Origin of the sequence: Peribacillus sp. FSL P2-0133 (genome assembly GCF_037975445.1) — a bacterium.
In the GTDB taxonomy this organism is placed as follows: Bacteria; Bacillota; Bacilli; order Bacillales; family DSM-1321; genus Peribacillus; species Peribacillus simplex_E.
Map to the genome: position 1 here is coordinate 1,182,198 of NZ_CP150254.1, position 26,432 is coordinate 1,208,629.

The window sequence follows — 26,432 nt, forward strand, 5'->3', positions numbered from 1 at the left end:
CTTATTGAGAAAATAAAACGTATAAGCGAAATATATGTGACCCCATTTCATAAATATAAGGAGAACAGGAAAGTGCAAGGAGGGTTTGTTCAGTGAATGTCGCCGTCTTTTTCCGTTGGTTTTGGAGAGGTATTCTCCTTTTAGGCATATTAATCGTCATTCCCTATTCATGGGCTTTGATTTTAGCATTGCTTACCGCCATTCTTTTGGATGGATTGGTCCGCATGATTAGTGAAACGGCAAAGCTGCATCGCTTTTGGGCAGTATTGATTTCGTTTGCTCTATATGTAGGCGGGCTTATGAGCATCACTTATTTTTCCTTTTCGGTATTAATCAAGAAGGTCATTATCTATTCGGAGGAATTTCCTGGTTTCATACGTGAAGTGTATTTGACGGCTATATTGCCAGTCATTAGGCAATGGGAAAGGTATTCCCAAACGTTGCCGCCAAATCTCATACAGTCCATTGAACAAACGATGGAAAAGGGAGTCAGGGCTTTAGAGGGGTTCACAGAGGGCTTTGTTCAGGATATGGTTCAGTTCGTTACACTCATTCCCGGATTTTTCATTGACTTTTTAATTTATTTAATCGCTTTATTCTTATTTAGTCTTGAATTGCCTAAGTTAAGAAAAAAGGCAGTCCTTTATTTAAAGACATCCACTTATCAAAAGATTTCGCTAGTTTATCAAGATTTAAGTATGGCAGCCGTAGGCTTCATCAAGGCACAAATCCTTTTGAGTTTAATAACTTTCATCATGGCTTATGGAGGACTGTGGTTATTAAATGTGAAGTATACAATTCCATTGGCATTGTTAATAGTAGTTGTGGACATTCTTCCTATCTTGGGGACGGGATCTGTACTGGTTCCTTGGGCAGTAATTGTTTGGGCTCAAGGAAACCATCATCTAGGTGTTGGCCTCATCATCCTATTCCTGGTCATTACCATCGTAAGAAGGACCATCGAACCGAAAATCTATTCAGCAAATATGGGATTGAGCCCATTGGCATCTTTGGTCAGCCTTTATTTAGGGTTTAAAATGCTTGGTTTCATCGGGCTTTTCCTTGGACCTTCGATACTGATTGTTTATGATACGCTAAAGAGGGCAGGTGTCATCAAACCCAACTTCAAAATATGAAAGATTATTAGATGTTTTTTGCCTGATTTCTTAAATTTGACATATCCTTTACAGCTTTACCTTGACCGTTACAATGATTGCAGTCCCGGGAAAAGAATTGCAGATAGCGGGTTTTCCCTTTCCCTTTGCAGTGTTGGCAAATGGTTATGAGTTTCATGATTCCTCACTCCTTCAAAAAGTATCGCTTTTCTAACAGTATGAAACAATAAAGGTAGAACTATACTTCATGTAATCATTCAATGTTAAATGAAGCAGGTTTTATATAATATGTTTTTATTTCATTTCATGTACCAGTTGGAAAAAAATAACCCCCGCTCCTATTGTCAATTAGGAACGGGGGTTATTATCATGAAACGATTTCAGTTTGTGATATTATCGGGAATTCTTTTACTTCGCTTACGACTTTTGCTTGTTTGTATATTTCAATATAACGAATATGGTGATCTTCCATTTCTTTTATCCTAAAGTTATAGGGACCATAAGTCAGGATATCACCTTGTTTGGCCTCGTAATTCTCGGTAAGGATCCATCCGCCCATCGTATCAATATCTTCGTCATTGATATCCAATCCAAGTAAATCATTCACTTCACTGACTAATACCTTGGCATCGATGATGTAGTGATCTTCTTTTAATTTGCGGACATCTGGAACTTCATCCAGGTCGAACTCATCGCGGATATCGCCAACGATTTCTTCAAGGATATCTTCAACGGTCACCAAACCTGACGTACCGCCGTATTCATCCATGAGGATAGCCATGTGGATGCGCTCCTTTTGCATTTTTAAAAGTAAATCGTGAATTGGGATACTGTCAATGACACGGATGATCGGACGAACATATCGTTGGATCGTTGATGCTGCCTGATTGTTCCTGTCTATCATTTCAGTGAATAGCTCTTTTATATTGACCATTCCGATAACATGGTCTTTATCTCCGTCAATGACAGGATATCGTGTAAAGTTCTCTTCCGCCATGACGGTGAAAAACTGTTGAATCGTATCATCTTTGGAAACCGTTGCAATTTCTGTACGTGGAACCATGATTTCTTTTGCAATCCGATCATCGAATTCAAAAATTTTATTCACATATTTAAACTCTGATTGGTTAATTTCGCCACTTTTGTAGCTTTCGGAAACAATGATACGAAGCTCTTCTTCTGTATGAGCCAAATCATGTTCGGAAACTGCTTTTAATCCTAGCATTCTTGTAAGCGTCCTTGCAGAGCCATTCAGTACCCAGATGAAAGGATACATGATTTTGTTAAAAGCAATTAAAGGTTTGGAAACCAATAAAGTTACTTGCTCCGCTTTTTGAATCGCCAATGTTTTTGGTGCCAATTCCCCAACAACCACATGTATGAAAGTAATTAAAGAAAAGGCAATTGCAACCGAGAGTGCATGTGAAGCTGAATTTGGAAGATTCAATTGATTCAAGAGTGGGTGCAAAATCCTTTCAACTGTCGGTTCCCCAAGCACCCCAAGCCCTAGAGCGGTAACGGTAATTCCGAGCTGGCATGTTGAAAGGTATTCATCCAGGTTGGATATGACTTTCTTTGCTGAAAGAGCATTCGGCTTTCCTTCTTCAATTAATTGATCGACCCTCGTGCTTCTCACTTTAACAATCGCAAACTCCGTAGCTACAAAAAATGCTGTTAAAGCAATTAAAATGGCAATAAGAACCAAGTTTATTATGTCCAAATAGTCTCCCTTAACTCGCCTTCGAGACGAATAAGGAGTACACCTCCTACATTTTTAAAATATACAAGTATATTTTTTTTGCCGTGCTGAATATTATCGGGAATCATTCAAAGTGGCTGTGGTAATTGATGTCCAGCCGCTTGAACTCCCATTTCTTTAAGTGATGAAGAGAATAATAGTATATGCCGATTGGCGATGCGTAGACGGGAAATAGAAGAATTTCTGTCTGAAGGAGTGCAGCCATTTTTCAATAGGATGCACATATCCATTACGCAAATCAGCGTCCGCCTGTCAAAACGAACATTCTTTAATGCCCCATCAAATCACCTCAATCTAATTAATTTAAATACTTTCATTATAGAAAGAGTTAATCATTCAGTCAAATAGCTTCCGGCACCATAAATCCGGTAAATTGCTTGTAAAGGATCAGTTTGAGCTAATAATTAGCTGTTTTTGACTGTTTTCTCTACTTTATTGTATGATATTATAGAATATTCAGAAAATTATAGGCGGTTTCATAAAAAATTGGTCAGTTTCATTATTTTTTCGATGGTTCATACATATTCTATAGAGTCCAAGACAAGTTCTAAATGCAGATTAAAGGGGGTGGCAGCCATGAAAATCATGGAAAGGATGGCAGCGATCATTGCCGGCAGCATGCTTGTAGGCGTGGGAATCAATTTTTTCCTGATACCTTATCATTTATTGGATGGCGGCATGATAGGGATTGGGCTGATTTTTCATTACTATATAGGACTTCCGACAGGCCTGGGTGTGATTTTGAGCAGCATTCCATTATATATATATGCTTGGTACTTTGAAAAGAAATTATTCCTGAACAGCTTGCATGGCCTGCTTTTTTCCTCTTTATGCATCGATATTTTTTCCGACGCTGTCATCGGATGGAATCTTCCCATTTATGTAAGTGCGATGATCGGGGGAGGTTTGATTGGATTAGGAATCGGCTTGATGCTTCGGTATGGGACATCAACAGGCGGAACGGATATGCTGGCGCAGATCCTATCCAGGAAGAGCGGATTCAATGTAGGTTTGCTGATTTTTATAATTGATGGATGCGTACTTCTTTGCGGATTGAATGTTGTGGGGACTTCAATCTTTTTATATTCATTTTTAACGATAATTGCGGTAGCCATGCTGACCTCAGTCACCGTGATGCGAACTATTTAATGTTAAATGATGTATAAAAATCTGAAAAAAGGAAAGGATGGGCAATATGAAAAGGACAGATTTTTAGTCTAATAAATAGTAAAGGAAAGTTCATATGAAAAAACTCTATATGTTTACTGCGTTGTTAGTTATGCTGGCAGGTTGTCAAGAGTCTGAAATGCCAGAGGATAAGGAAGTGAACAGTGCTGTTCCAGAATCGATGGATGCATCAATTGTCATTAAAGGCAAATTGGAGCCAGGAAAAGAAGTCATTCTTGAAACGAAAGTGAAACAGGGTAGCCAATTGGTGAATGAAGCAGATGAGGTACTGTTTGAAGTGAGAAAGTCAGGGCAGGATAAACGGGAAATGCTTGAAGCAAAGAATACTGGAAGTGGCATGTATCAAGTGATGCATACTTTTGAAGAACAAGGCAAATATATTGTAGTCTCCCATGTAACGGCCAAAGGCCTTCATGTAATGCCTGAAAAAGAAGTTGTCGTTCCAGAACATGAAAGTGAAGGCGCATCGGTTCATCCAAGTACGGATGTATCCATCGAGTTTCAAAGTAAACCTGTAAAGGCAGGAAACAGTTCGGACTTTGAAGCGACAGTTGAATTGAATGGGAAGCCACTGACAAATGCAGATGTGAATTTCGAGGTGTGGAAGGAAGGCAGCGAAGAGAGTCATTTCACCAAAGCTGAAGAAGATGGAGATGGAACATATCTAAATAAGGTATCTTTCGAAGAATCGGGAACCTATAAGGTGCAGGTACATGTTGAAAAAGACGAAGTGCATGAACATCAACTGCAAACCATTCAAGTCAATTGATTGTTTTTTGGAGCGAATTGTTTAAACAGGTTTTATCCTTTAGTTAAATGGGAAGTTAAAGGATAACGGTACAGCAGAAAGGGAGGGTAAGCATGAACAATCAAATAATCAACAAGTATAAAAATCTCGGGATTCATATTGAAAAAACGAAATCACGCCAGGAGATTTTCACTAATGTTTCGCAAAATGATTCATCCTTACTCACCACAGCTGTTTTTTCTCAATTTTCCCAAAAACGGGAGCTAAAAGAATATTGATGCAATGAGACCGGAGTATATATCAGCTGGTCTTTTTTTGTGCATTCCTAAATGTGATGCATTGTGAAACTGGATATGAAAAACCGAATAGAACGTTATGAGCTGAAATAGGATAGAAGGACAAACAATTTGAAATTAGCGGTAAGGGGAGTCCGATAGCATGATATCACAGCTTATTATGACGATATTGAATTGGTTTGTGGAAATGGGATATATGGGGATTTTATTGGGGCTTATGGTTGAAATCATCCCGAGTGAGCTTGTTCTAGGATACGGTGGTTATGTGGTCGGCCTGGGGAAAATGAATTTTTGGGGAGCTGTTCTTGCAGGCGTGGCAGGCGGGACGATGGCACAACTGTTTCTCTATTGGGCTGGTTATTATGGAGGACGGCCCTTTCTCTTGAAGTATGGAAAATATATTTTAATAAAAGAAAATCATATTATAAATGCTGAAGAGTGGTTTCAAAGGTATGGCGTAGGCGTGATTTTTACGGCTCGATTCATTCCAGTGGTTCGCCATGCTATTTCCATCCCTGCCGGAATTGCTAGGATGTCCGTATGGAAGTTTATATTTTATACGGTTGCGGCTGTCATACCTTGGACCATATTGTTCCTGACCCTAGGAAGGGTCCTCGGCGAGAATTGGCAGCAAATCCGGGAAATAACTGAACCTTATCTAATTCCGGCTGCTGGTTTTTCCTTTATCTTTATCATGCTGTATATCTTATGGAAAAAAAAGAGCACTCCTCCAATCGTAACGGTCAAAAAAATGGGAAGGTTTCCCGATAAATAAACAAATCGAAAAAACAGCCACGTAAAATCACCTTTTACGTGGCTGTTTTTAATCATTATCCTTGAGGAAGGTCTTCTTCCAGAGGAAGCTGTACGACCTTTTTGGTGACCTCAATAGAACGAATGGCGTGATCTTCCATTTCAATCACTTTAAAGCAGAATCCGTCTTTTTCCATGATGTCCCCTACCTTCACATCATAATTTTCAGTAAGGACCCATCCGCCTATAGTATCGACATCATCTTCTTCTAAGTGAATGCCAAGTAGATCATTAACTTCCTTTACAAGAAGTTTAGAGTCTAAAATATAATGTCCATCTTTAATTTTCCTGATCGAGGCGACTTCATCGATATCGAATTCATCACGAATTTCCCCAACGATTTCCTCGAGGATATCCTCGACTGTGACAAGTCCGGAAGTTCCGCCGTATTCATCCATCAAAATGGCCATATGAATGCGTTCTTTTTGCATTTTTAACAGCAGATCGTGAATTGGTATATTTTCCATCACCCGAATGATCGGACGAGCGTAATTTTCAATCGCTTTGATATGGATTTCCCGGTTCTTAATAAGATCCGAGAAAACTTCCTTTAAGTTCACTAAGCCGATGACATGGTCTTTATCACCTTCGACAACAGGATATCGAGTGTATTTTTCCAATTTGGCCACATCGACGAATTCCTGTACCGTTTCATCTTTGGATATGGTCATGATTTCTGTCCTTGGAACCATGATTTCTTTGGCAACACGATCATCGAACTCAAAGATGTTATTTACATATTTAAATTCCGACTGGTTAATTTCTCCGCTTTTATAGCTATCTGATAGGATGAAACGTAATTCTTCCTCCGTATGGGCTATTTCGCTTTCAGATGCTGGCTTAAAGCCAAATAATCCGACAACGAATCGGGAAGAATGATTCAAGGCCCAAATGAAGGGGAAGGCTATCTTATGGAAAAAAATCAGCGGGTTGGCAATTGCCAAGGCCACTTGCTCAGCCTTTTGGATGGCAACCGTCTTTGGAGCCAATTCACCTACAACCACATTCAGGAACGTAATCAGGGAAAATGAAATAACGAATGTCAGAATGCTTGCGACTTCTTGAGGGATGTTCAATGCCTTGAATAAAGGCCCAACCAATTTGAGGACGGTCGGTTGTCCTAGCCACCCCAATCCAAGGGCAGTTACGGTAATTCCAAGCTGTGTCGCGGATAGGTACTCATCAAGATCGGATGTAACCTTCTTTGCCGCAATGGCTTTTTTGTTTCCCTCTTCAATCAATTGATCGATCCGAGAGCTACGAACTCTTATGATTGAAAATTCCGAAGCTACAAAAAAGGCCGTTAAAGCAATTAAAATAATGACAAATAAAAAACTTAATATGTCCAATTAGTGTGGGACTTAATTGAATCGCCAGATGTTGAGAACGATTTAATTATCCCAGTCACCTCCCAAAACCAATAATGAATGAAATGATATTAGTATATAAAATGTTAGATGAAAAATAAGTCTCGTCTATCTCGTATGAAAATTTCTCTGGTTTTTATTTTCAATCTATAGGATCATTCACCTCGATTAGTAGTGGAACCTACCTATTAGTATAAGTAACTGGACGTCAATCAGTCAAAAATTTCACACTAAAAACCTAAGGAAAAAAGGATATTTATCCATTATTTAGTTTTTAATTGAATGGAAAAGGTCGTAAGGAAATCGGTAGAGTGACAGGATAAGGTTCCTTGATGTTTTAAAACGATTTCTTTACAGACGAATAATCCCAATCCCGTTCCTCTTTTTTTTGTGGTGATGAATGGTTCAAAAATATTCGGCAGGACGTCGTCAGGTATCTTCGGCCCATTGTTCGATATATTTAAAGTAAGAATGCCGGGTGGTGATTCAGAGCCTGAAATGTAAATGGACGGGGAAGACATCCCTGCAACCACATCAAGGGCATTTAATATAATATTAAGTAAAACTTGACGGAATTCTTCTTTAGAACCGGAAATTACGGCATCCTCGGCAATATTACACGTAATGGAAGCATTAACTTCCAAAATGCTTGGATATAAAAATTCGATCACCTCATTCACAAGCTGAGCAATGGAAAATAGATCTGGTGGTGATGCTGAAGTTTCCTTTTTGGAAATATTAAGAAATTGTGTGATCCGGTAATTGAGCTGATCCAATTCCTTCGAAATGATATCAAGGTATTTTATCTCAGGTTGTTCTGCCTGTAACAATTGTATGAATCCCATGATGGAAGTCAGTGGATTTCTGAATTCATGGACAAAGCTTGAGGTCATTTGGCCAAGGAGTGTCAACCGGTCTTTATGGTTTGGGCTTATGAATTGATAGCTTTCTTCAAGCTCCATCGTTTTCAATTCGGTATAATGGGAAAATGCAATATGAATGAGTTTATCGAAGTAAACGTTTATTTGCTTAATTAGATCCGATATTTCTTCTTTGGGTGATTCGGAATTCAAAACATGCTCTATGATGATGGATCTCCCGATGGTTGCAGTGGAAAAGAAATTTTCCATATCCAATTGCTTATTAACTCGATCAGACGCAATTTTTTCCCCTACGACCTTCAGTACATCGTCTATTTCAGTATCCGATTTTCCAAGCTGATCCATTAGAAGATTGAAAATATTTTCCACTTCTCCTTTAAAATACCCCAGATATCCGTCCGGTAAATGCAGCAACTCATCTTTCCACTTGGAAATGATACTGCTTTTTTGAGAAGATAAAAAGTGAATGGTCATTTCTCGATTAGATACCATTTTGCCCTCCATACTGTAGGAAAATGAATTTACTTTTGACCCAGAACTTGCTTTATTTGAATAAAATTACAAAATATCAAAATAATTACATCTTAATTTCATGATAACAGATTAATGTCCTTTTAACATGTGTCAATTGGATAAATATTCGGCAATCAATCAATAAATCCCTTTTTTTGACACAGTTTTATTACAGTAATTGATAACAAAAAAAGGTATCCGTAAAGTTAATGACGGTTACCTTTTTTATGAAATGCATATGGTTCGATGTGAACGATTGCATGCTGGATATTATATTCCTTCAAAAGATTTTCTTCGATTTTAACTGTAATATCATGACCTTGAATGACGGTCAAGAGAGGGTTAACATGAACGGTAGTTTCGAGCAAGATTTCACTGCCGTGCATCCGGGCTTTAATTTCACTCATGTCTTTAACACCCTCTGTCAATATAATGGTTTGTCCGATCTTTTGCAGGAGCTGCTCGTCGAAACCATCAGTTAAAGAGATGGAGGCATCGCGAAAGATGTCCCAGGCCGTTTTGCATATGATGACCCCCACGACTGCTGCAGCTATCGCATCCAGCCAAGGGATTCCCATCTTAGAACCGATTATTCCAATGAAAGCACCAACACTGACAAGGGCATCGGAACGATTATCCTGTGCAACTGCATAGATGGAAGTGCTGTTGATCTTTTTACTTAATGATAAGTTATAACGGTAGATTCCGTACATGAAAATTGCAGAGAAAAGAGCGACATAACCGGTCAGCATACTGGGAACGGTTGTTGAATCTTGGTTAATGAAGGATTCAATGGCACTGAATACTACCTGAAGGCCTACGGTGATCATGATGAAGGCAGCTACCAACGAGGCTACGGTTTCCGCCCGTAAATGTCCATATGAATGATTATCATCAGGGGGTCTCTTTGAGATTTTCAAACCGATCAATACGGCTAAGGAAGCGATGATGTCGGTCGTATTATTTAAACCATCAGCCCAAAGCCCTTTAGAATCACCGAAATAACCAAATGACAATTTAAGAGCAGACAAGAACATGTAAGCGGCAATGCTTATGTAGGCGCCTTTTTCAGCTGAAATCGAATGTTTATCCATGTCCATTCCCTCCCCTCCCCAATGTAAATTAGGCTTATTAAATCAAAACTTAGTGAGTCTATAGAAAATTGTCGTATTTAGCCATCTAACTTGATTAATGGCAGGTGTAATGAAGGTCTGTAAAGAAGTTGGTTAAACAAAAGAATATCGCCATAAAATGGGAATGGCAAGTTGAGATGATATGTACATTTTCTTTAATTGTCATTTGTAGAAACTAATAGTATATTCTAACCGATGATCGAAAATTAAATACTTCCGCAAAGGGAGCCAAATGGCTGAGAGTGACACTTTGAACCTGATAGTTAGCGCTGTGTAGGATGTGGTTTTGGGCAGCAATTAGCGCCCCAGTGTGTTTCGGCTGCTCCAAATGTATGACTGAAAAAATCCTATTAACAAAAAGGCCGGATTCTATAAGGATCCGGCCTTTTTCGGAAAATGCTCTACTTGAGCCATACAGGGCGAAGCCGCTCAATTTTCATTTTGCAATGAATACCGAACAGGGTGCGTTTTTCGCAATGGAACTACTTGTACTGCCAAGGAAGAATTTCTCCAAACCGCTTTTAGCACTATTTCCGACAACGATAAGATCGGCTGAAGTTCTTGCTGCAAAGTCACATATGCTATCTGGGGCATATCCTTCCAATAGTTCGAATTTCCCCTTGACTTGACATTCACTTAACAATCTCAACGTATTACTTTCTGCGTTCTGAATACTATTCTCGACGGGGGAAGGGGTGTCATTTACCTTTTGAGGTCCTGGCTGATCGACTTCAATAACGGGATGTGTCTGGACTGGATCCACATAAAATCCTGCAGCAGGTACGAACCCCGGAGCCGAGGCGTCTCCCATGATACGCTGTTCAACCTTATCATTCAGGACATGAACTACGGTTAACTCGGCTTTTGGAAAGGCCTTTTTCAATGTTGCTCCATATTCCACCGCCCGTTTACTCTCTTCATTTCCATCAAAAGCGACGACAATATGTTTTAAGTCTTTCATTAATATCATCTCTCCCCTTTATAAGACGTTATAAGTGTTATACCCACTTTTAAATGGCTTCACGCCTTTAATCGGTATATAGATTGCCTTTTACGGGTAAAGGATAGATACGAGCATAGTTAAAATGGTAGGATGAAATCTGGTCCTTCATTTAGCTGGCATGCTCAGGCGATGAAGGGATATCATCAGCAAGGATGCCGATTCGCGAGTATAGTGCTACAAGAAAAGGGCGCCTTTTATTCAATCGGCGTGTTTTCTTTAATAAAAAGGGTAAAATATTTTTAATGAAACATGTCGCAGATGGGAAAATGGGGGTACAAATGAGAGGGTTAGTGAAATTAGGTCTTATTATAATATTGGCAATTGTGGTTTTAGGCGCCGGTTCACTATTGTATTTCAGGCAGGGTGCAGATATAAGCCATCTTGAAAATATTCTTCAGCAACCGACAGGAATCTATGATCAGGATGGGAATCTTGCCAGTACAATCACGGCCAATAAATCTGAAGGGGTTGCGATAGATGAAATACCGGAACATATGAAACAAGCGGTGGTTTCCATTGAGGATCACCGTTTTTATGAACATCACGGCATAGATTATCAAGGAATTATGCGGGCTTTGGTTAAAAATGCGAAGGCTGGAAGTGTTGTTGAAGGCGGGAGCACTCTCACCCAGCAGCTTGTGAAAATCACGATGCTGGAATCGGAACGAACATTGAAGAGGAAGATAGAAGAGTTTTTTCTAGCCCAGGAAGTTGAAAATCAATATACAAAAGATGAAATTTTGGAAATGTACTTGAATCAAGTTTATTTTGGCCATGGGGCATGGGGAATCAAAAAGGCTGCAAATATTTATTTTTCAAAAGAGGTCTCTGAATTGACCGTTGCCGAGGCAGCTTTGCTGGCGGGTGTCATTAACTTGCCATCTAAGCTTGATCCTTACAAGAATTTAGACGGGGCAGTCAAGAGGCGTGATTTGGTTCTTTCGAGAATGGCGGAACATGGTTATTTGACGAAAGACGAAGAAGCAGCTGCAAAAAAAGATTCGGTGACACTTCTTATGGGGGAGAAGGAAACCGATCCATTAAGAGGTAAATATCCTTATTATGTCGATCAAGTTTTATCAGAAGCATCGAGTAAATATGGAATCAAGCTTGAGGAGCTGCTTTCAAAGGGCTACAAAATTTACACGACACTGGACCAATCCATGCAGCAGTCTACAGAAACCGTGTATGCGAATGATGCCAATTTTCCAGTGGGAACAAGTGCAGATGAACTGGTTCAAAGCGGGTCTGTCCTCCTTGATCCTGAAACGGGAGGCATAAAGGCACTTGTCGGTGGGAGAGGTAAGCATCAATTCATGGGATATAACCGGGCAACCCAGCTGACAAGATCTCCTGGTTCATCCATTAAACCGCTTGTCGTATACTTGCCAGCGGTTGAAGAGGGATACGATATCACTGACCCTTTAAAGGATGAAAAAATGAGCTTCGGTGAATATGAGCCAACAAACCTTAGTGGTGAATATAAAGGAGAAGTGCCGATGTATGAAGCGGTGATGAACTCCTTGAATGTACCAACGGTTTGGCTATTGAATGAGATTGGCATCGATAAGGGGCTTGATTCACTTAAACGGTTTGGGATTCCATATGAAAAGGATGATCGAAACCTATCGATAGCTTTGGGGGGGATGAAAAAAGGTGTGTCCCCGCTGCAGATGGCGGGAGCGTTTTCAGCTTTCGCCAACGATGGGGAAAGGATGGAAACCCATGCTATTGTAAGAATAGAAAATGCCGATGGAAAAGAGGTAGCGGCTTGGAAAGAGAAAAGCACCAAAGTGACCTCTGAAGGCGCCGTCGACAAAATGAATGCCATGCTGCTTGGAACAGTGGAATATGGCACAGCGAAAAACGCGGCTGTTTCCGGTTATGAAATAGCAGGTAAAACAGGTTCCACACAAGTTCCCATCGAAGGAATATCAGGGGTTAAAGATCAATGGTTCATCGGTTATTCACCTTCGCTGGTCGGTGCTGTATGGGCTGGATATGATAAGACGGACGAAAAGCATTATCTAACGACACACAGCAGTCAGGGAAGTGCAATCATCTTTCAAAAAATAATGTCGCAAGCTTTACAGAATCAAGCCGCTCAATCCTTTAAAGCTCAAGATATCGGTCCGCTTATAGCTGAACAACAGGCACTTGTATCTGAGCAAAACGCAAAAGAAGAGGAGAAGCAAAAGAGACAATATTGGATTGATAAAGGAAATGAAATTCGGGAAGGTTTGAATAAATGGAGGGACTGGAAGTTGCCGTGGTAATTCTCAGGAAAGGGAGCATGAACAAGCTTTTGCTTAATTCACTCAACAAAAAAGACTGTCAATAATTGACAGTCTTTCATCGTTCTTAAAAAATGAGATTTGCTATTATGCCGATTACGACGATTGCGCCTATCACCATTAAAATGGTTCTCACTTCTATACACCCTCTTCATGACGTAGTTGGAATCATTTAAATATTAACGGTTTGGTTCGATTGGAATCCAAATGAACTTTCATCATTTTCTTTACATATAGCCTGTACTTTTTCTAGCATGGCATGTACATTCTCGCCTTCAAGTATGACTTTCATGGTTGCACACTCTTGAAGAATGAGCACAAAGGATACGAAAGTCGAAAGTTTCTTGGCATCGACCAATTTATGGTTGCAGATAAAATATATATTCCCTTTAAATTCTTTTGTAACTTGATATAGGTTCATGATTTGCCGCATGGATAATCTTTTATTTGTTTTAATGTCAGAAGAAATCACTTTATTCATGTCGTTTACTCCTTTTGTTTTTATACTTTTGGAAAAGCATAATCAAGATGTCAATTCAGCTACAACTTTTTAAATGAACAAGTATGTTTGGTCTTTTTTATGTAATTGTTAGCGGGTCATGTTGAATATTTACCCGTGTGAAAGATTTTGAAACCTATTTGAAAATTTCAATTTTTGGAGGGGGAACGAACAATGCTCACACTTATTAAAAATGGGGAGCTTTATGGTCCAGAATATATGGGCCAAAAAGATATCCTCTTGGTTGGAAAGCAAATTGGCTTCATTGAGGACAAGATTGATGTACCTGCCAATTTCGTTGAAATGAAAGTGATTGATGCGAGTGGTCAAATTGTGGTTCCGGGTTTTATAGATGCTCACGTACATATTATCGGCGGAGGTGGGGAAGGGGGCTTTAAAACGAGGACACCAGAAATCCAATTAACAGATGCCACTTTAGCGGGTATAACGACATTGGTAGGGGTCATCGGAACAGATGGAACGACAAGGACCATGCCAGCACTGCTTGCTAAAGCGAGAGCGCTTGAAGAAGAAGGAATTAGCTGCTTCGTTCAAACTGGTTCCTATCAAGTTCCAGTCAAGACGTTAACCGGTAAAATCGAAGATGATTTGATTCTTGTGGATAAAATTATCGGTGTTGGCGAAATAGCCATTGCCGATCATCGTTCTTCACAGCCGACTGCAGCTGAACTGGCTAAACTGGCCTCTCAGGCGCGTAATGGAGGTCTGTTGTCCGGGAAAAGCGGTATCGTCAACATTCATGTAGGCGACAGTCTAGATCATTTGCATGTAATTGAAGAAGTTGTCGAGACAACGGAAATACCGATCACTCAGTTCTACCCTACACATATAAACCGAAATCCGCATTTATTCAATGCAGGTGTGGAATATGCAAAAAAAGGGGGGTATATCGATTTTACGACAAGTACGATCCAGAAGTTCCTTGAAGAAGGCGAGGTCAAAGCAAGTACAGCAATAAGAATGGCACTGGAAAAAGGCGTTGAAATCGGGCAGATCACCATAACTTCAGATGGACAAGCCAGCCTGCCTGACTTCGATGGCGGCGGTAACCTGCGCGGTTTGAACATTGGTACATGCATGTCCTTATATGATTGTGTTGTCGATGCGATCCTCGAGGATGGAGTGACAATTGCCGATGCCATAAGAGTTGTGACGGAAAATCCGGCAAACATTTTAAAACTTTCTACAAAGGGGCAGCTTGCGGTAGGTAAGGACGCCGATATCATCATGATGAAGAAAAAAACTTTAGAAATGGATAGTGTTATCGCGATGGGGCAGATAATGGTCAAAGATGGTCAAGCAGTCGTGAAAGGAACATTTGAAAGGTAGATCTTTCTAATGTTGTTGGTAGGGTATTCCGCGAATGGATCTCGGTTATGGCAGGAGCGAATTCCGATGCTTGTAATACCCCCATCAATCATGAAATGCAAAAAGACCCATAATTATATAATGGGTCTCAGTTTGTCGACAAAAAGGGGTTCGATTGATCTAATCCCAAACCATTATTTTAAAAGTAAACTTGGATATGAATGAAACCTTCATTGGATTGAAGAAATTTACGACACTCCTGCCAAATAACTGGCTAGCCGAGACCCCACAGAGCTCGCTTTGATGAGGCTTGGCAGACAGTCGGCGGAAAGGGAGCGGATTTCCGAAATCAACTGCAACATTTTTAAAGAAAAAAACGGCAGGCAACTAGTCTAAGACGCATTTATTATATAATGGGTCTTTTTTTGTGCTGGATACTTTTTGGATAGGTCTTGAATTGATCGAGCATATCAACAATTTGTAGGTAATCAATATGATATTTCCCCATTAAAGGTTCTCGTTTTCAAAATGAAGGTGAGGTATCAGAAAACATATTCTAAATAAAGGTAAATTGCGAAAAATTCATTCTATTTAACATATTATTAAAAACATGGATGTATTATCCTTTTATATAAGGAAATTAGTTTATGAAACAGCATTTAATCACAGACATAAAGACCAATAAATACATTTTGGGCTGTTATTTCATGACTGTTCAAAACCTTGGTAAGTTTGCGAAACAAATCTATCTTAAGGGGAGAAATGAAATGGAAAAGACGGGAAACCCAATAATGAAAGCGTATTCAAATGAAGTTGAGCCGGAAATGTTTCGTGTATTGACTCCTGATGGGGAAATCATTGAAACGATTGATGGGAAAATCGATAAATCACTTATGTTAAAGATGTATGAGAGCATGCTCCTGCTCAGAACATTTGACCGAAAATCCATTAATCTCCAGCGCCAAGGCAGGATTGGAACTTATGCACCTTTCGAAGGACAGGAAGCATCCCAGGTAGGAAGCGCTTTAGCGTTGTCGGCAGGGGATTGGATGTTTCCCACATACCGTGATCATGGAGCGGCAATCATTCATGGGCAGGAATTATACCGTGTTTTCCTATACTGGATGGCGCATTTTGATGGCTCAATTTGTCCAGAAGGAAAAAGGATATTGCCTCCAAGTGTTCCAATTGCCACTCAAATGGTTCATGCAGTTGGAACGGCTTGGGCAAGTAAGATTAGAGGCGAAAAGAATGTTAGCATTGCCTATTTTGGTGATGGAGCCACTTCTGAAGGGGACTTTCATGAGGCACTGAATTTTGCTGGAGTTTATAAAACCCCAACAATCTTTTTCTGCCAAAATAATGGCTACGCGATCAGTGTCCCTTTTGAAAAGCAATCGGCATCCAAAACAATATCCCAGCGGGCTGCCGCTTATGACATCCATGGGGTGCGAGTGGATGGAAATGATATTTTCGCAGTATGGCTGACTGTAAAGCAAGCTGTCGAAAGAGCGCTTAAAGGGGAAGGACCTACATTAATCGAAGCCATTACCTTTCGTTATGGCGCCCATACTACTGCAGACAATCCGAACATATATCGCGATCAGGACGAAATTTCAACGTTCTGGAGGGAAAACCGGGATCCGATTACACGTCTTAGAAAGTATTTGAATAAAGAAGGTCACTGGAATGAAAAGCAGGAGGAATTGGCGGTAAAACAATTCAACGAACTGATTGATGCTCACCTTCAAAAAGCCGAAGGGTATCCAAAATCCGACCCGCTCGAAATGTTTAACCATGTATATGCCGAGGAGTCATGGCATTTAAAGGAACAGAAGCAGGAATTGAACCAAATCCTAAGGAAAGGCGGGAAGAAATAATGGGCAAAAATTTAACGATGCTCCAGGCTATTACGGAAGCGATGGACCAAATGCTGGGTCATGATGATCGCGTGATGATCTTGGGTGAGGATATTGGAGTGAATGGCGGGGTTTTTCGATCGACGGAAGGACTTTATGAGAAGTATGGAAAAGATCGAGTCGTTGATACGCCATTAGCTGAATCCGGAATCATCGGCTCTGCCATTGGTTTAGCCCTTAATGGAATGCTGCCCATAGTAGAGATACAGTTTCTCGCCTTTATTTATCCGGGATTCGAACAACTCGTTTCCCATGCTGCCCGTATGAGGTATCGTACCCGTGGGCAATTTGGGGTGCCCCTTTTAATCCGTACGCCATATGGTGCCGGAATCAGGGGCCCTGAACTTCATTCCGAAAGTGTCGAAACCTTCTTTGCCCATACCCCGGGTTTAAAGGTGGTTGCACCCAGTAATCCATATGACGCAAAAGGGCTGCTCATTTCAGCCCTCGAAGATCCAGATCCTGTGATTTTTTTGGAACCGACTAAATTGTATCGGGCTTTTAAGGAAGAAGTTCCCGAAGAAATGTACCGAATACCAATCGGGCAAGCAAAAGTGGTCCAGGAGGGAAGCGATCTGACCATTTATGCATGGGGTGCCATGTTAAGGGAGGCATTGAATGCCGCGAAAAAGATTGAAGCAGAAAAAGGCTGGAAGTGTGAAGTGGTCGATCTTCGAACATTATACCCTTTAGATAGGGATACGATCGTGCAATCCATTAAAAAGACAGGTCGTGCATTAATCGTCCATGAAGCCCATAAGACTGCCGGATTAGGTGCGGAGATTATCTCCATCATTAATGATGAAGCTCTTATTTACCTGAAAGCGCCGATTAAGCGTGTAACAGGATTTGATGTACCGGTTCCGCCGTTTACAATAGAAGATCATTATTTACCGACTGTTGACCGTGTAAAACAAGGAATTGTCGAAACATTATCATTTTAATTGTGATTAAGGGAGAAGGAGGATGACGCATGATGGAATTTAAACTTCCTGATGTAGGGGAAGGGATGCATGAAGGGGAAATTATCCAATGGCTCATCAAAGAAGGGGAGGCGGTAAAACAGGACCAACCCATTGTTGAGGTGCAAACGGATAAAGTCAATGCAGAACTGACGGCTCCTGCGGCGGGAGTGGTCAAGAAAATATTTTTTTCCGAAGGGGATATCGTGGAAGTGGGAACCACCATATTCACAATTCAGGAAGAGAACGATGTGTCAGTTCCGGATAAAGGCATGATTGAAGAAGAAATCCAAGTCGTGCAATCTGGTGATGTAAAAGTAAATGCAGAGCATATTACGACTAAACAGCATCATGAGGTAGCGCGTGCGTTGGCAACGCCATTCGTTCGTCAAATGGCGAGGGAAATGAAGGTTGATATCGAGAAGGTTAAAGGCTCCGGTCCGGCTGGGCGAATTACCGAAAGTGACCTGAAGCAGTTTAAAGAAAATAACTCGATTACACTGGAAGATGCCAAACATCATGATAACAAGATTGTTCAAGAGATGGACCAGATTAATGATGCCATCCAGGCAAAAGGAGTGGAAAATGAGTGGGAAGAGCGGATCCCGCTTAAAGGCATTCGAAAAAAAATCGCTGAACATATGGTAAAGTCGGTTTCGACCATTCCTCATGTAACCCATGTAGATGAATTGGAAATGGACCGATTGAAGGAATTTAAAAATCAATTAAAAGAGTACTCCGATGATAAGGATATTAAGTTGACTTTTCTGCCATTTTTCGTTAAAGCCATTGTCATCGCCTTAAAGGAGTTCAAAACATTAAACGCTTCAATTGATGAAAAGACCAATGAAATCATCCTGAAGAATTATTATCATATTGGGATTGCGACGAATACAAAAGAGGGTCTCATAGTTCCTGTCATAAAACATGCCGATCATAAGACCATTTTCCAACTGGCTGATGAAATCAGGCAATTGGCAGCCCAAGCCCGTGAAGGGAAGTTGAGCATTGATCAAATAACAGGCAGTACATTTACCATCAGCAATGTAGGACCGATCGGAGGGATGCACGCGACCCCGATCATTAACTATCCGGAAGCGGCCATACTAGCTTTGCATAAAATGGAACATCGCATGGTCGTTCGCGATTTGGAAGGTGTTATCCGTTTAATGATGAATATGTCTCTTTCTTTCGATCATCGTTTGATTGATGGGGTAACAGCGGTGCATTTTACCAATAGAATCAAGGAATTGCTGGAAAATCCAATTCGTTTAGTTGTGGAGATGAGATAAATGGTAGTAGGGGAAGTTGCTGTAGAGACGGATGTTATCATCATTGGAGGAGGTCCGGGAGGATATGCTGCGGCTATCCGTCTCGGCCAGTTAGGAAAATCGGTCGTGCTGGTTGAAAAGGAAAAGCTGGGCGGGGTTTGCCTTAATCGGGGCTGTATACCTTCAAAGGCATTAATTCACACAGCTGATCAATACCAAAGGCTTAACGATTTAGGGAAAATGGGAATCCGGCTATCCCAGGAAAGTACCACTATGGACTTGGGAGTTTGGCAGGATTGGAAAGCGGGCATCACATCTCAGTTGAGGCAAGGTATTGCCCATTTGTGTAAGGAAAATGGAGTGACGGTGGTTAAAGGTCAAGCAGCCTTTTTATCTGATGACCGTATTGGAGTTGAAACCGATGGCGATTTTGAAACCTACAAGTTTGAACAGGCAATTATTGCGACGGGGTCCAGACCATTCATTCCATCCTTCATTAAAGTCGATGGAGAATATATATTGGATTCAACATCATCTTTGCAGCTGCAGGAAGTTCCATCAAGCTTGTCGATCATTGGCGGTGGATATATCGGAATCGAATTGGGTATGGCATTTGCAAAGCTAGGTACTAAAGTGACCATCATTGAAATGGCCAATCGCATACTCCCCCAAATTGCTGAAAACCTTGTAAAGGAAGTCACCCGGAATGCCAAGAAGCTTGGGGTGAATATTAAAACATCCACGAGGGTAGAAAAGGCGAGTGTAGTGGATGGCCATGTACACCTTCATGTATCCTCAGAGGAACAGGGGATGGAAGTGGTCGTGAGTGAAAAGACCCTGGTTACAATTGGGAGGGTACCTAACTCTGAAGAAATTGGCCTGAATCGGGCTGGAGTTACAGTTGGTGAAAAAGGCCATATAGCAGTGGATATGGAATGTCGTACAAATGTGCCGCACATCTTTGCCATCGGTGATATTACACCTGGTCCAGCTCTTGCGCATCGAGCGTCCAAACAGGGTATAGTGGCAGCTGAAGTGATAGGGGGGCTGCCAAGTGCCGTTGACTCACCTAATGTTCCCTATGTAATCTTCTCGGACCCACAAATAGCTGGTGTTGGTTTAAGCCGTGAAGAAGCTGAACAACAGGGATACAGCGTCAAAATCGGCAAATTTCCGTTCAGTGCCAATGGAAGGGCGCTTGCAACGAATGAAACAGAAGGATTTGCTGAAGTGATCGTGGATGCTGATAGCCACATATTGCTCGGAATGCATATGGTAGGTGCTGATGCTTCCAACCTTATAGGTGAAGGGGTCCTTGCCCTTGAGCTGGCGGCTAGGGTCGAAGATATAGCCCTCATCATGCATCCACATCCAACTTTGACTGAGGGGTGGATGGAAGCGGCTGAGGCAGTTTTGGGACATGCGATTCACATCGTAAATAAATAGGAAAAGGTAAAGTCATGGGGATTACCAAAGTAGTCCCCGATTAGAGTGTTTTATTTTAATGGAGTCAGAAACCTGTCATTGGTCCTCGAAAGGCAAGGCTATCAGCAAATTCACGCTATTTTCAAAATTTTACCCGGCGTTTGACCAGATAGGATCCGTAATAGCCTGCGATGATTCCTCTTGTAAAACTAACAACATATTGATATCATTTTTACTTTGGTGAAGTATGAAAAGATTTTTCAAGAAGGCTTTGCATCCTTCCACTCCTAAACCAAAACGGTTGATGAGATAACTTATCTATTCGCCATTCAACGATTGAAATGGGTTTAATTTTTTATATGAAAAAATTATGGAAAGAAGGAGGCAGATGTAATGGAATCAAATGGTGGGTCACTGCAAAAAAAATTATTGCCGCGGCATATTAGCATGATGGCAATGGGAGGGGCAATAGGTACTGGCATTTTTAAAGGAAGTGCCGAAACCATATCGTTAGCAGGGCCCGGAGTCATATTCACTTATATTTTTGCAGGATTATTACTGCTTGTGGTCATGGGTGCTATAGCGGAAATGGCAATTGTCTATCCAAATACGAATATGAAAGGTTTCGTTCAGAAAGCATTCGGTAACCGCTTTTCATTCATCATAGGCTGGATGTATTGTTTCATGTGGCTATCCGTATGTGTCATTGAGGTAGTGGTGGCAGGAAGTTTCTTGCAGTATTGGCTCCCAGCAATCCCGCTATGGATATTAAGTTTGGGGTGTGCGGCTTTCATCATTGGGATTAACATGATGAATGTCAAAAATTATGGTGAATTCGAATTTTGGTTTGCTGGCATTAAAATTACAATGATCATCGTATTCATCATATTGGGAGCCTGTATTTTATTTGGAGTCATCCCAAGCGGCGGATCTAATTATCTTCAAAACTTCACCGGGCATGGTGGGTTTTTCCCAAATGGGTGGATGTCCATCTTTTCGGCATTACTGATCGTCATGTTCTCCTATGGCGGTTCAGAGTTAATCGGGGTGACGGTAACCGAAGCAAAGGATGCGGAACGCATTTTACCGAAGGTCATTAAAAACTATATTTGGAGAGTCGTATTATTTTTCACCTTACCGATACTTGTAATCTGCGGTTTGATTCCTTGGAACGAAATTAGCGACCAGGCAAGTCCGTTTGTACAAGTTTTGTCAATGTCCGGTTTTCAGGGATCTGCACATATCATGAATTTCATTTTGATTACGGCCGTCTTATCTGCCGCTAACTCTGGAATATATGGGTGTACCCGCATGCTGCATTCTTTGGCTGCAGAAGGGGAAGCTCCCAAGTCGTTCTCTTATGTATCAAAAAATGGCGTTCCTTTGTATAGTTTGATATTAAGTGCTTTTGTATTGGTCGTCGGCTCCATGATTACTTTCGTTGCACAGGACAAGGCATTTACTTTATTAATGGCGTTTCCAGGTTTTGTAGTATCCCTTGTATGGATCAGCATCTGTTTAGCGCAGCTAAAACTTCGCAATTCATATCCCAAAGCCCCGAGTTTTAAATTGTGGGGATTTCCATATGTAACCTTGTTTGCCATAATCACCTTAAGCATCATTTGTGTATCGTTCGTTTTCAGTGAACAGAATCGGATCAGTATCATTGCTTGCCTGATTGTGTTGGCTGCATTAATCTCGATTTCCATTTTTAAATTTAAAAGTGGGGATGAACAGGAAACAACGATAATAGAAAAGGATATTGCTAAATAAATCACGGAAAAGATACGACATGGGCAAAGGCGTCCATGTCGTATCTTTCATTAATAATCATCGATATACTGCAACTTCATTTCGATCGTTCATGTACCTGACGTTTCATTGATTATATGTTTTAAGGAGGATATGAACCTCTCGTTTTCAAGTGGAGTGCCGATGGTCACGCGGATAGTATTTTCATAGCCTAGCAAATGACCGGAACGGATGATGACACCTTGAATTAATAACTTCTCAAAAATGTCCCTGCCAGGCTGATTCAAATTAACCATCAAGAAGTTGGCATGTGAAGGGAAGAATGTTAATCCCATCTTGCTTAGTTCGTTTTCTAAATATCTTCTTCCTTCCCCATTCTTACGAACACATTTCTCAACAAATCGATGGTCGTCGAGGGAAGCGAATGCCGCAGCCTGTGCTAAACGATTGGTATTGAAGGGTTCTTTCACTTTAACTAGCTCTTGTATGATGGAAGCATCCATTAAACCGTATCCAATCCTTAATGCAGCCAGTCCATAAATCTTTGAAAAAGTGCGTAAGATGACCAGATTTGAATGCATATTTAAAAGCGGCAAGGTTTCTAAATATTCTGCATCATCGACATATTCATAGTATGCTTCATCAACAATCAGTAAAATATGTTTCGGCACCTTCTCGATAAAAGAGCGTAACTTTTCTTTTTGAACGATTGTTCCTGTCGGATTATTGGGATTACAGACAAATATCATTCTTGTTTTTTCTGTTATGGCATCATACATCCCCTTCAGGTCATGTACACCATTAATAAGAGGTATCTTTACAGGTTTGCCGCCGTCAATCAATACATTTGTTTCATATCGTGGAAATGTCACATCAGCCATGATGACTTCATCATTTTGTTGGATATAGGTTCGTGTTAATAAACGAATCACTTCATCAGATCCATTGCCTAAAATGATATGATCTTTATTGATATTCAATTTCCTTGCCAACTTTTCAGCTAATGCAGGTGCCATACCTTCAGGATAAAAGGAGGTTTGCTCCATTTCGGTAATCATGGCTTCTTTTGCTAGAGTTGAGCAGCCGAATGGATTCTCATTGGATGCCAATTTAACGATCGTTTCAAGACCAAGTTCACGTTGCACTTCTTCAATTGGCTTGCCCGAAACATATGGGCTAATGCTTTCGATGTTTTGTCGAACCGGGATTTTCGTAAAGGTCAATGCAGGTTCCTCCCCTTGGTAAATTCTGAATTTTCTTTTTCTATTGGATTATTTTAATGATAGAATATTAACTGATAAAATTACATACAAAAAAGAATGTATTTTTCACTATCCATACAACATTTTAAAGAAATATAAGCTTATATTCCTTCATTATGAAAGGCGGTTGCTTCATGGATGAAATAGATGTCAGTTTACTGGAACTTTTACAAAAGGATGGACGCATTACGATTAGTGAACTATCGAAGAAATTGGCTCTCAGTCGACCTAGCATCTCTGAACGTATGTATCGCCTGCAAGAAAAGGGGATCATTGAGGGGTTCAGCGCAAGGGTTTCACCTCTGGCAATAGGAAGGGGTGTACTTGTGTTCATTCAGGTGAGTGAACTTAAGGTTCCAGTTTCCGATTTTGAGCAATTGGTGAAAAATGATTTAGACATTATCGAGTGCCATCGTGTAACAGGAACTGTTGGATATTTTTTGAAAGCGGCTTTGGCTGATATGGACAGCATGAGATTACTGATAGATCGATTAATACCATATGGACATCTGAATACATCCGTGGTTTTGACATCCCCGGTACCTTCCCGCTCCATCCTTCCTAGGATCAATGAAATGGAGGATCATGGTGCGAAATCCTAAGTGGAATTTCAACCGATCCTTGTAAATGGGTTTGCACGGAAACTAATGAAGATTTACAGAAAGGAACGAGGCGCAGTGCCTGTTCCTTTTTTGGTGTTATTATAAATCCATCAAAGCCCCGAAATATTGCTGGGCCGTTGTAAAACAAATGAATGCCAATAGTTCAGAAATCTCTTCATCACTGAATGCCTCCTTCAATACTAGGAAGAACTTTTCCTCCGTTTTTTCACGTTGCAAGAGGAATACTTCCGCAAAGGCGATTGCATAGCTTTCTTTCATATCTTCCGGCTTTAGTGGAATCCCTTTTGCCTGACAATATGAGCAGCCATTACCGTATGCCAGAACCCTTCTGACGTTTTCCTTTAACTTCTTTGAAAGTTTCCCATCTGCAGATATGCAATCTGAGAGATCCGACCATTTATGCGAAATCTCTTCAGAATGAAATAATCTTTGAAATGGACTGGATCCCCGCGATGATTCTTTTATTCTTGTCATGTACATCTCTCCTTTGAGATAATCCTAATATAAAAATCCAGGAATTTTAATTCCGTTTGTAAAGCATTTCGGTTTAATAATGAATAAATGTAAAGAAAAGAAGGGAAATATTTATAGAATGAAAATTGATGAAAAAGACCAGAGCATCCTTGCTGAATTAACGTTGAATAGCCGAATTTCCATGAGGGAATTGGCAAAGAAAGTAAACCTCTCCGCTCCCACCGTTGCCGAACGGGTACGGCAAATGGAGTCGTTCGGGATCATTAAAGGTTATGTTGCCGAGATTGATCATAAAAAGATTGGTTTTCCAATTGAGTGTATCGTGGAAGCAACGATAAAAAATGGGGAATATGAGAAATTCAAAAAGTATATCTCCAAGGTGCCGAATGTTGACTTTTGTTATCGAATTGCCGGGCAGGCTTGCTTTATGCTGAAAATCCACAGTGAGAGCCTTGAAGAAGTTGAGGAATTCATCAATCGGACCATTCCGTTTGCGGCAACTGTTACCCATGTGATCCTTTCAAAGGTGGAGCGGGAACTGGAATGAGTAATTTCTAACATGATGTGTGCAGCGCCTGGATATTTCCAGGTGTTTTTTTGGCGATTAATGCTTTCGGTGATTCAATAAGAATAAGTATTGGAATAAGGGGTACATGTAATAATGGATTCGAATCTGAAAAGGTGGGGTGAGATATTGGAGGGAATGGACGACTTTAAACCTGAACTAGCCAGAGAAGCAGTTAATGTGATTGAAAATGTAGCTGGAACATATCCTGGTTATCGGCGTGCGCATGCAAGGGGATATGTTTATGAGGGGGTTTTTACCCCAAACGGAAAAGCGTCCCCATTAACGGTGGCTCCGCATCTTCAGGATGAAGCTGTGCCGGTGATCATTCGTTTTTCAAATAGCTCGCCGATTCCAAGCCATCCTGATGCCATTTCCCCTGTAAAGGGCATGGCCGTCAAGTTTCAATTGCCGAATGGAGAGGAATCAGATCTTATTACTGTGACCATTCCGTTATTCTTTGCGAAAACACCGGAAGCTTTTGTTGATATTGCTGACTTTTTCAAGGCTGCCAAAGAAGGTTTCCCCAATCTGAAAGAGCTTGCAAAAATCATGTGGAAATACCCTGAAAGCAAGGCAAGCCTGCAAATGCTTAAAGAAATGCGTTCTCCAGCGAGTTTCTCAATGTGTCAATATTACTCCATTCATGCATTCTATTTCATTAACGCGGAAGGAAGGCGGCAGGCCATCAAGTACGAGTGGGTACCTGATGCCGGCCTTAGTATGCTAGAAAAAAAGGAGGTGGCCAAGCAGGCGCCGGAGTATCTGGATGAAGAAATGGAAGAGAGGCTCAAGCAATGTCCGGTGGGCTTTAAATTGAACATCCAAATAGGAGGGGAAAATGACCCGACTGACGATCCAACCACAGCTTGGTCGGAAGATAAACAGGTAATCACGATAGGGCATTTAATGATTTCCAGAAAATCGGCAGTGTCAAAAGATACATTAATGTTCGATCCAACCAATATTCCTGAAGGAATCGAATGCTCGGAAGACCGAATCTTGCATTTTCGCCATAGTGCATATGCCGTCTCTTATGAACGTCGGATAAATAACAAATGAATGAAATCAAGAAAAAAGGGAATTCCCTTACTATAGGAGTTCCCTTCAGAATGTTGGCAAACTTACTTTAAGAAATCAGCTTCCTTTCCTCGGACTGAGCCAAGCCTCTTCAAAGCAAAGGCCTGTAGGGACTTTGCTTTGAAGAGGCTTGGCAGGAGTGTCGCAAATTTCTTCAATTT

General features: G+C 40.8%; 23 protein-coding genes. 15 read left to right on the forward strand and 8 right to left on the reverse strand.

Annotated features, from left to right (window positions below; genetic code table 11):
• Positions 1-92 precede the first annotated feature (92 nt).
• Positions 93-1,136 (forward strand): sporulation integral membrane protein YtvI, encoded by a 1,044-nt coding sequence (ytvI, locus tag MKY17_RS05670; RefSeq protein WP_179891126.1) that lies wholly within the window; start codon positions 93-95, stop codon positions 1,134-1,136.
• Between the two features lie 346 nt (positions 1,137-1,482).
• Here ytvI and MKY17_RS05675 read toward each other — a convergent pair whose 3' ends face one another.
• On the reverse strand, positions 1,483-2,835 hold the full coding sequence (locus MKY17_RS05675) for a hemolysin family protein (protein WP_098372554.1): 1,353 nt from the start codon (positions 2,833-2,835) through the stop codon (positions 1,483-1,485).
• A 615-nt stretch (positions 2,836-3,450) separates the two neighbouring features.
• On the opposite strand from MKY17_RS05675, the gene MKY17_RS05680 reads away from it, so the two are divergent.
• The 4 genes from MKY17_RS05680 (at position 3,451) to MKY17_RS05695 (ending at position 5,881) form a co-directional block, all read left to right on the forward strand.
• The gene (locus MKY17_RS05680) at positions 3,451-4,023 is read left to right on the forward strand and encodes a YitT family protein (protein WP_311608592.1); all 573 of its coding nucleotides are present in this window, start codon (positions 3,451-3,453) and stop codon (positions 4,021-4,023) included.
• A 94-nt stretch (positions 4,024-4,117) separates the two neighbouring features.
• Positions 4,118-4,831 (forward strand): FixH family protein, encoded by a 714-nt coding sequence (locus MKY17_RS05685; RefSeq protein ID WP_098372553.1) that lies wholly within the window; start codon positions 4,118-4,120, stop codon positions 4,829-4,831.
• Between the two features lie 92 nt (positions 4,832-4,923).
• The gene (locus MKY17_RS05690) at positions 4,924-5,088 is read left to right on the forward strand and encodes an Lmo0850 family protein (RefSeq protein ID WP_179891125.1); all 165 of its coding nucleotides are present in this window, start codon (positions 4,924-4,926) and stop codon (positions 5,086-5,088) included.
• A 163-nt stretch (positions 5,089-5,251) separates the two neighbouring features.
• On the forward strand, positions 5,252-5,881 hold the full coding sequence (locus MKY17_RS05695; protein WP_339202316.1) for a DedA family protein: 630 nt from the start codon (positions 5,252-5,254) through the stop codon (positions 5,879-5,881).
• Between the two features lie 55 nt (positions 5,882-5,936).
• On the opposite strand, the gene MKY17_RS05700 is transcribed toward MKY17_RS05695, so the two are convergent.
• From MKY17_RS05700 to MKY17_RS05715, 4 genes are all read right to left on the reverse strand, one after another.
• Positions 5,937-7,268, reverse strand: coding sequence for a hemolysin family protein (locus MKY17_RS05700; protein WP_098372552.1), 1,332 nt, complete (start codon positions 7,266-7,268; stop codon positions 5,937-5,939).
• A gap of 281 nt (positions 7,269-7,549) precedes the next feature.
• Positions 7,550-8,659, reverse strand: coding sequence for a histidine kinase N-terminal domain-containing protein (locus tag MKY17_RS05705; RefSeq protein ID WP_179891124.1), 1,110 nt, complete (start codon positions 8,657-8,659; stop codon positions 7,550-7,552).
• 227 nt (positions 8,660-8,886) lie between these two features.
• Positions 8,887-9,780, reverse strand: coding sequence for a cation diffusion facilitator family transporter (locus MKY17_RS05710; protein ID WP_339201474.1), 894 nt, complete (start codon positions 9,778-9,780; stop codon positions 8,887-8,889).
• A gap of 469 nt (positions 9,781-10,249) precedes the next feature.
• Positions 10,250-10,774: a universal stress protein gene (locus MKY17_RS05715; RefSeq protein WP_179891123.1), complete on the reverse strand. Its 525-nt coding sequence runs from the start codon at positions 10,772-10,774 to the stop codon at positions 10,250-10,252.
• A gap of 320 nt (positions 10,775-11,094) precedes the next feature.
• Between MKY17_RS05715 and MKY17_RS05720 the strand changes: the two genes are divergently transcribed.
• A complete protein-coding gene (locus MKY17_RS05720; RefSeq protein WP_339201475.1) occupies positions 11,095-13,092 on the forward strand; it encodes a PBP1A family penicillin-binding protein in 1,998 nt (665 codons plus the stop codon).
• Positions 13,093-13,282: 190 nt separating this feature from the next.
• Here MKY17_RS05720 and MKY17_RS05725 read toward each other — a convergent pair whose 3' ends face one another.
• Positions 13,283-13,591 carry a hypothetical protein gene (locus MKY17_RS05725; RefSeq protein ID WP_098372549.1) on the reverse strand — a complete coding sequence of 103 codons (309 nt, stop codon included), beginning with the start codon at positions 13,589-13,591 and terminating at the stop codon, positions 13,283-13,285.
• Between the two features lie 192 nt (positions 13,592-13,783).
• Here MKY17_RS05725 and iadA point away from each other — a divergent pair, with 192 nt between their 5' ends.
• From iadA to MKY17_RS05755, 6 genes are all read left to right on the forward strand, one after another.
• Entirely contained in the window at positions 13,784-14,959 is a 1,176-nt protein-coding gene (iadA, locus tag MKY17_RS05730) for a beta-aspartyl-peptidase (protein WP_339201477.1), read from the forward strand.
• Positions 14,960-15,729: 770 nt separating this feature from the next.
• On the forward strand, positions 15,730-16,818 hold the full coding sequence (pdhA, locus tag MKY17_RS05735; protein ID WP_098372633.1) for a pyruvate dehydrogenase (acetyl-transferring) E1 component subunit alpha: 1,089 nt from the start codon (positions 15,730-15,732) through the stop codon (positions 16,816-16,818).
• Positions 16,818-17,801, forward strand: a complete 984-nt coding sequence (locus tag MKY17_RS05740) for an alpha-ketoacid dehydrogenase subunit beta (RefSeq protein WP_098372634.1) — start codon at positions 16,818-16,820, stop codon at positions 17,799-17,801. The genes pdhA and MKY17_RS05740 overlap by 1 nt, the downstream gene beginning before the upstream one ends.
• Before the next feature lie 29 nt (positions 17,802-17,830).
• Complete coding sequence (locus tag MKY17_RS05745; protein ID WP_098372547.1) at positions 17,831-19,111, forward strand: dihydrolipoamide acetyltransferase family protein; 1,281 nt, start codon at positions 17,831-17,833, stop codon at positions 19,109-19,111.
• Positions 19,112-20,536, forward strand: coding sequence for a dihydrolipoyl dehydrogenase (gene lpdA / locus MKY17_RS05750; RefSeq protein ID WP_098372546.1), 1,425 nt, complete (start codon positions 19,112-19,114; stop codon positions 20,534-20,536).
• Between the two features lie 372 nt (positions 20,537-20,908).
• Positions 20,909-22,288 carry an amino acid permease gene (locus tag MKY17_RS05755; RefSeq protein WP_098372545.1) on the forward strand — a complete coding sequence of 460 codons (1,380 nt, stop codon included), beginning with the start codon at positions 20,909-20,911 and terminating at the stop codon, positions 22,286-22,288.
• An 89-nt stretch (positions 22,289-22,377) separates the two neighbouring features.
• On the opposite strand, the gene hisC is transcribed toward MKY17_RS05755, so the two are convergent.
• Complete coding sequence (gene hisC, locus MKY17_RS05760) at positions 22,378-23,490, reverse strand: histidinol-phosphate transaminase (protein ID WP_098372544.1); 1,113 nt, start codon at positions 23,488-23,490, stop codon at positions 22,378-22,380.
• A 173-nt stretch (positions 23,491-23,663) separates the two neighbouring features.
• On the opposite strand from hisC, the gene MKY17_RS05765 reads away from it, so the two are divergent.
• A complete protein-coding gene (locus MKY17_RS05765; protein ID WP_034314805.1) occupies positions 23,664-24,131 on the forward strand; it encodes an Lrp/AsnC family transcriptional regulator in 468 nt (155 codons plus the stop codon).
• A 99-nt stretch (positions 24,132-24,230) separates the two neighbouring features.
• On the opposite strand, the gene MKY17_RS05770 is transcribed toward MKY17_RS05765, so the two are convergent.
• The gene (locus MKY17_RS05770; RefSeq protein WP_098372543.1) at positions 24,231-24,626 is read right to left on the reverse strand and encodes an alkylhydroperoxidase; all 396 of its coding nucleotides are present in this window, start codon (positions 24,624-24,626) and stop codon (positions 24,231-24,233) included.
• A gap of 118 nt (positions 24,627-24,744) precedes the next feature.
• On the opposite strand from MKY17_RS05770, the gene MKY17_RS05775 reads away from it, so the two are divergent.
• Positions 24,745-25,173: an Lrp/AsnC family transcriptional regulator gene (locus tag MKY17_RS05775; protein WP_098372542.1), complete on the forward strand. Its 429-nt coding sequence runs from the start codon at positions 24,745-24,747 to the stop codon at positions 25,171-25,173.
• Between the two features lie 114 nt (positions 25,174-25,287).
• Positions 25,288-26,253 (forward strand): catalase family peroxidase, encoded by a 966-nt coding sequence (locus tag MKY17_RS05780; protein WP_098372541.1) that lies wholly within the window; start codon positions 25,288-25,290, stop codon positions 26,251-26,253.
• Positions 26,254-26,432: the final 179 nt, after the last annotated feature.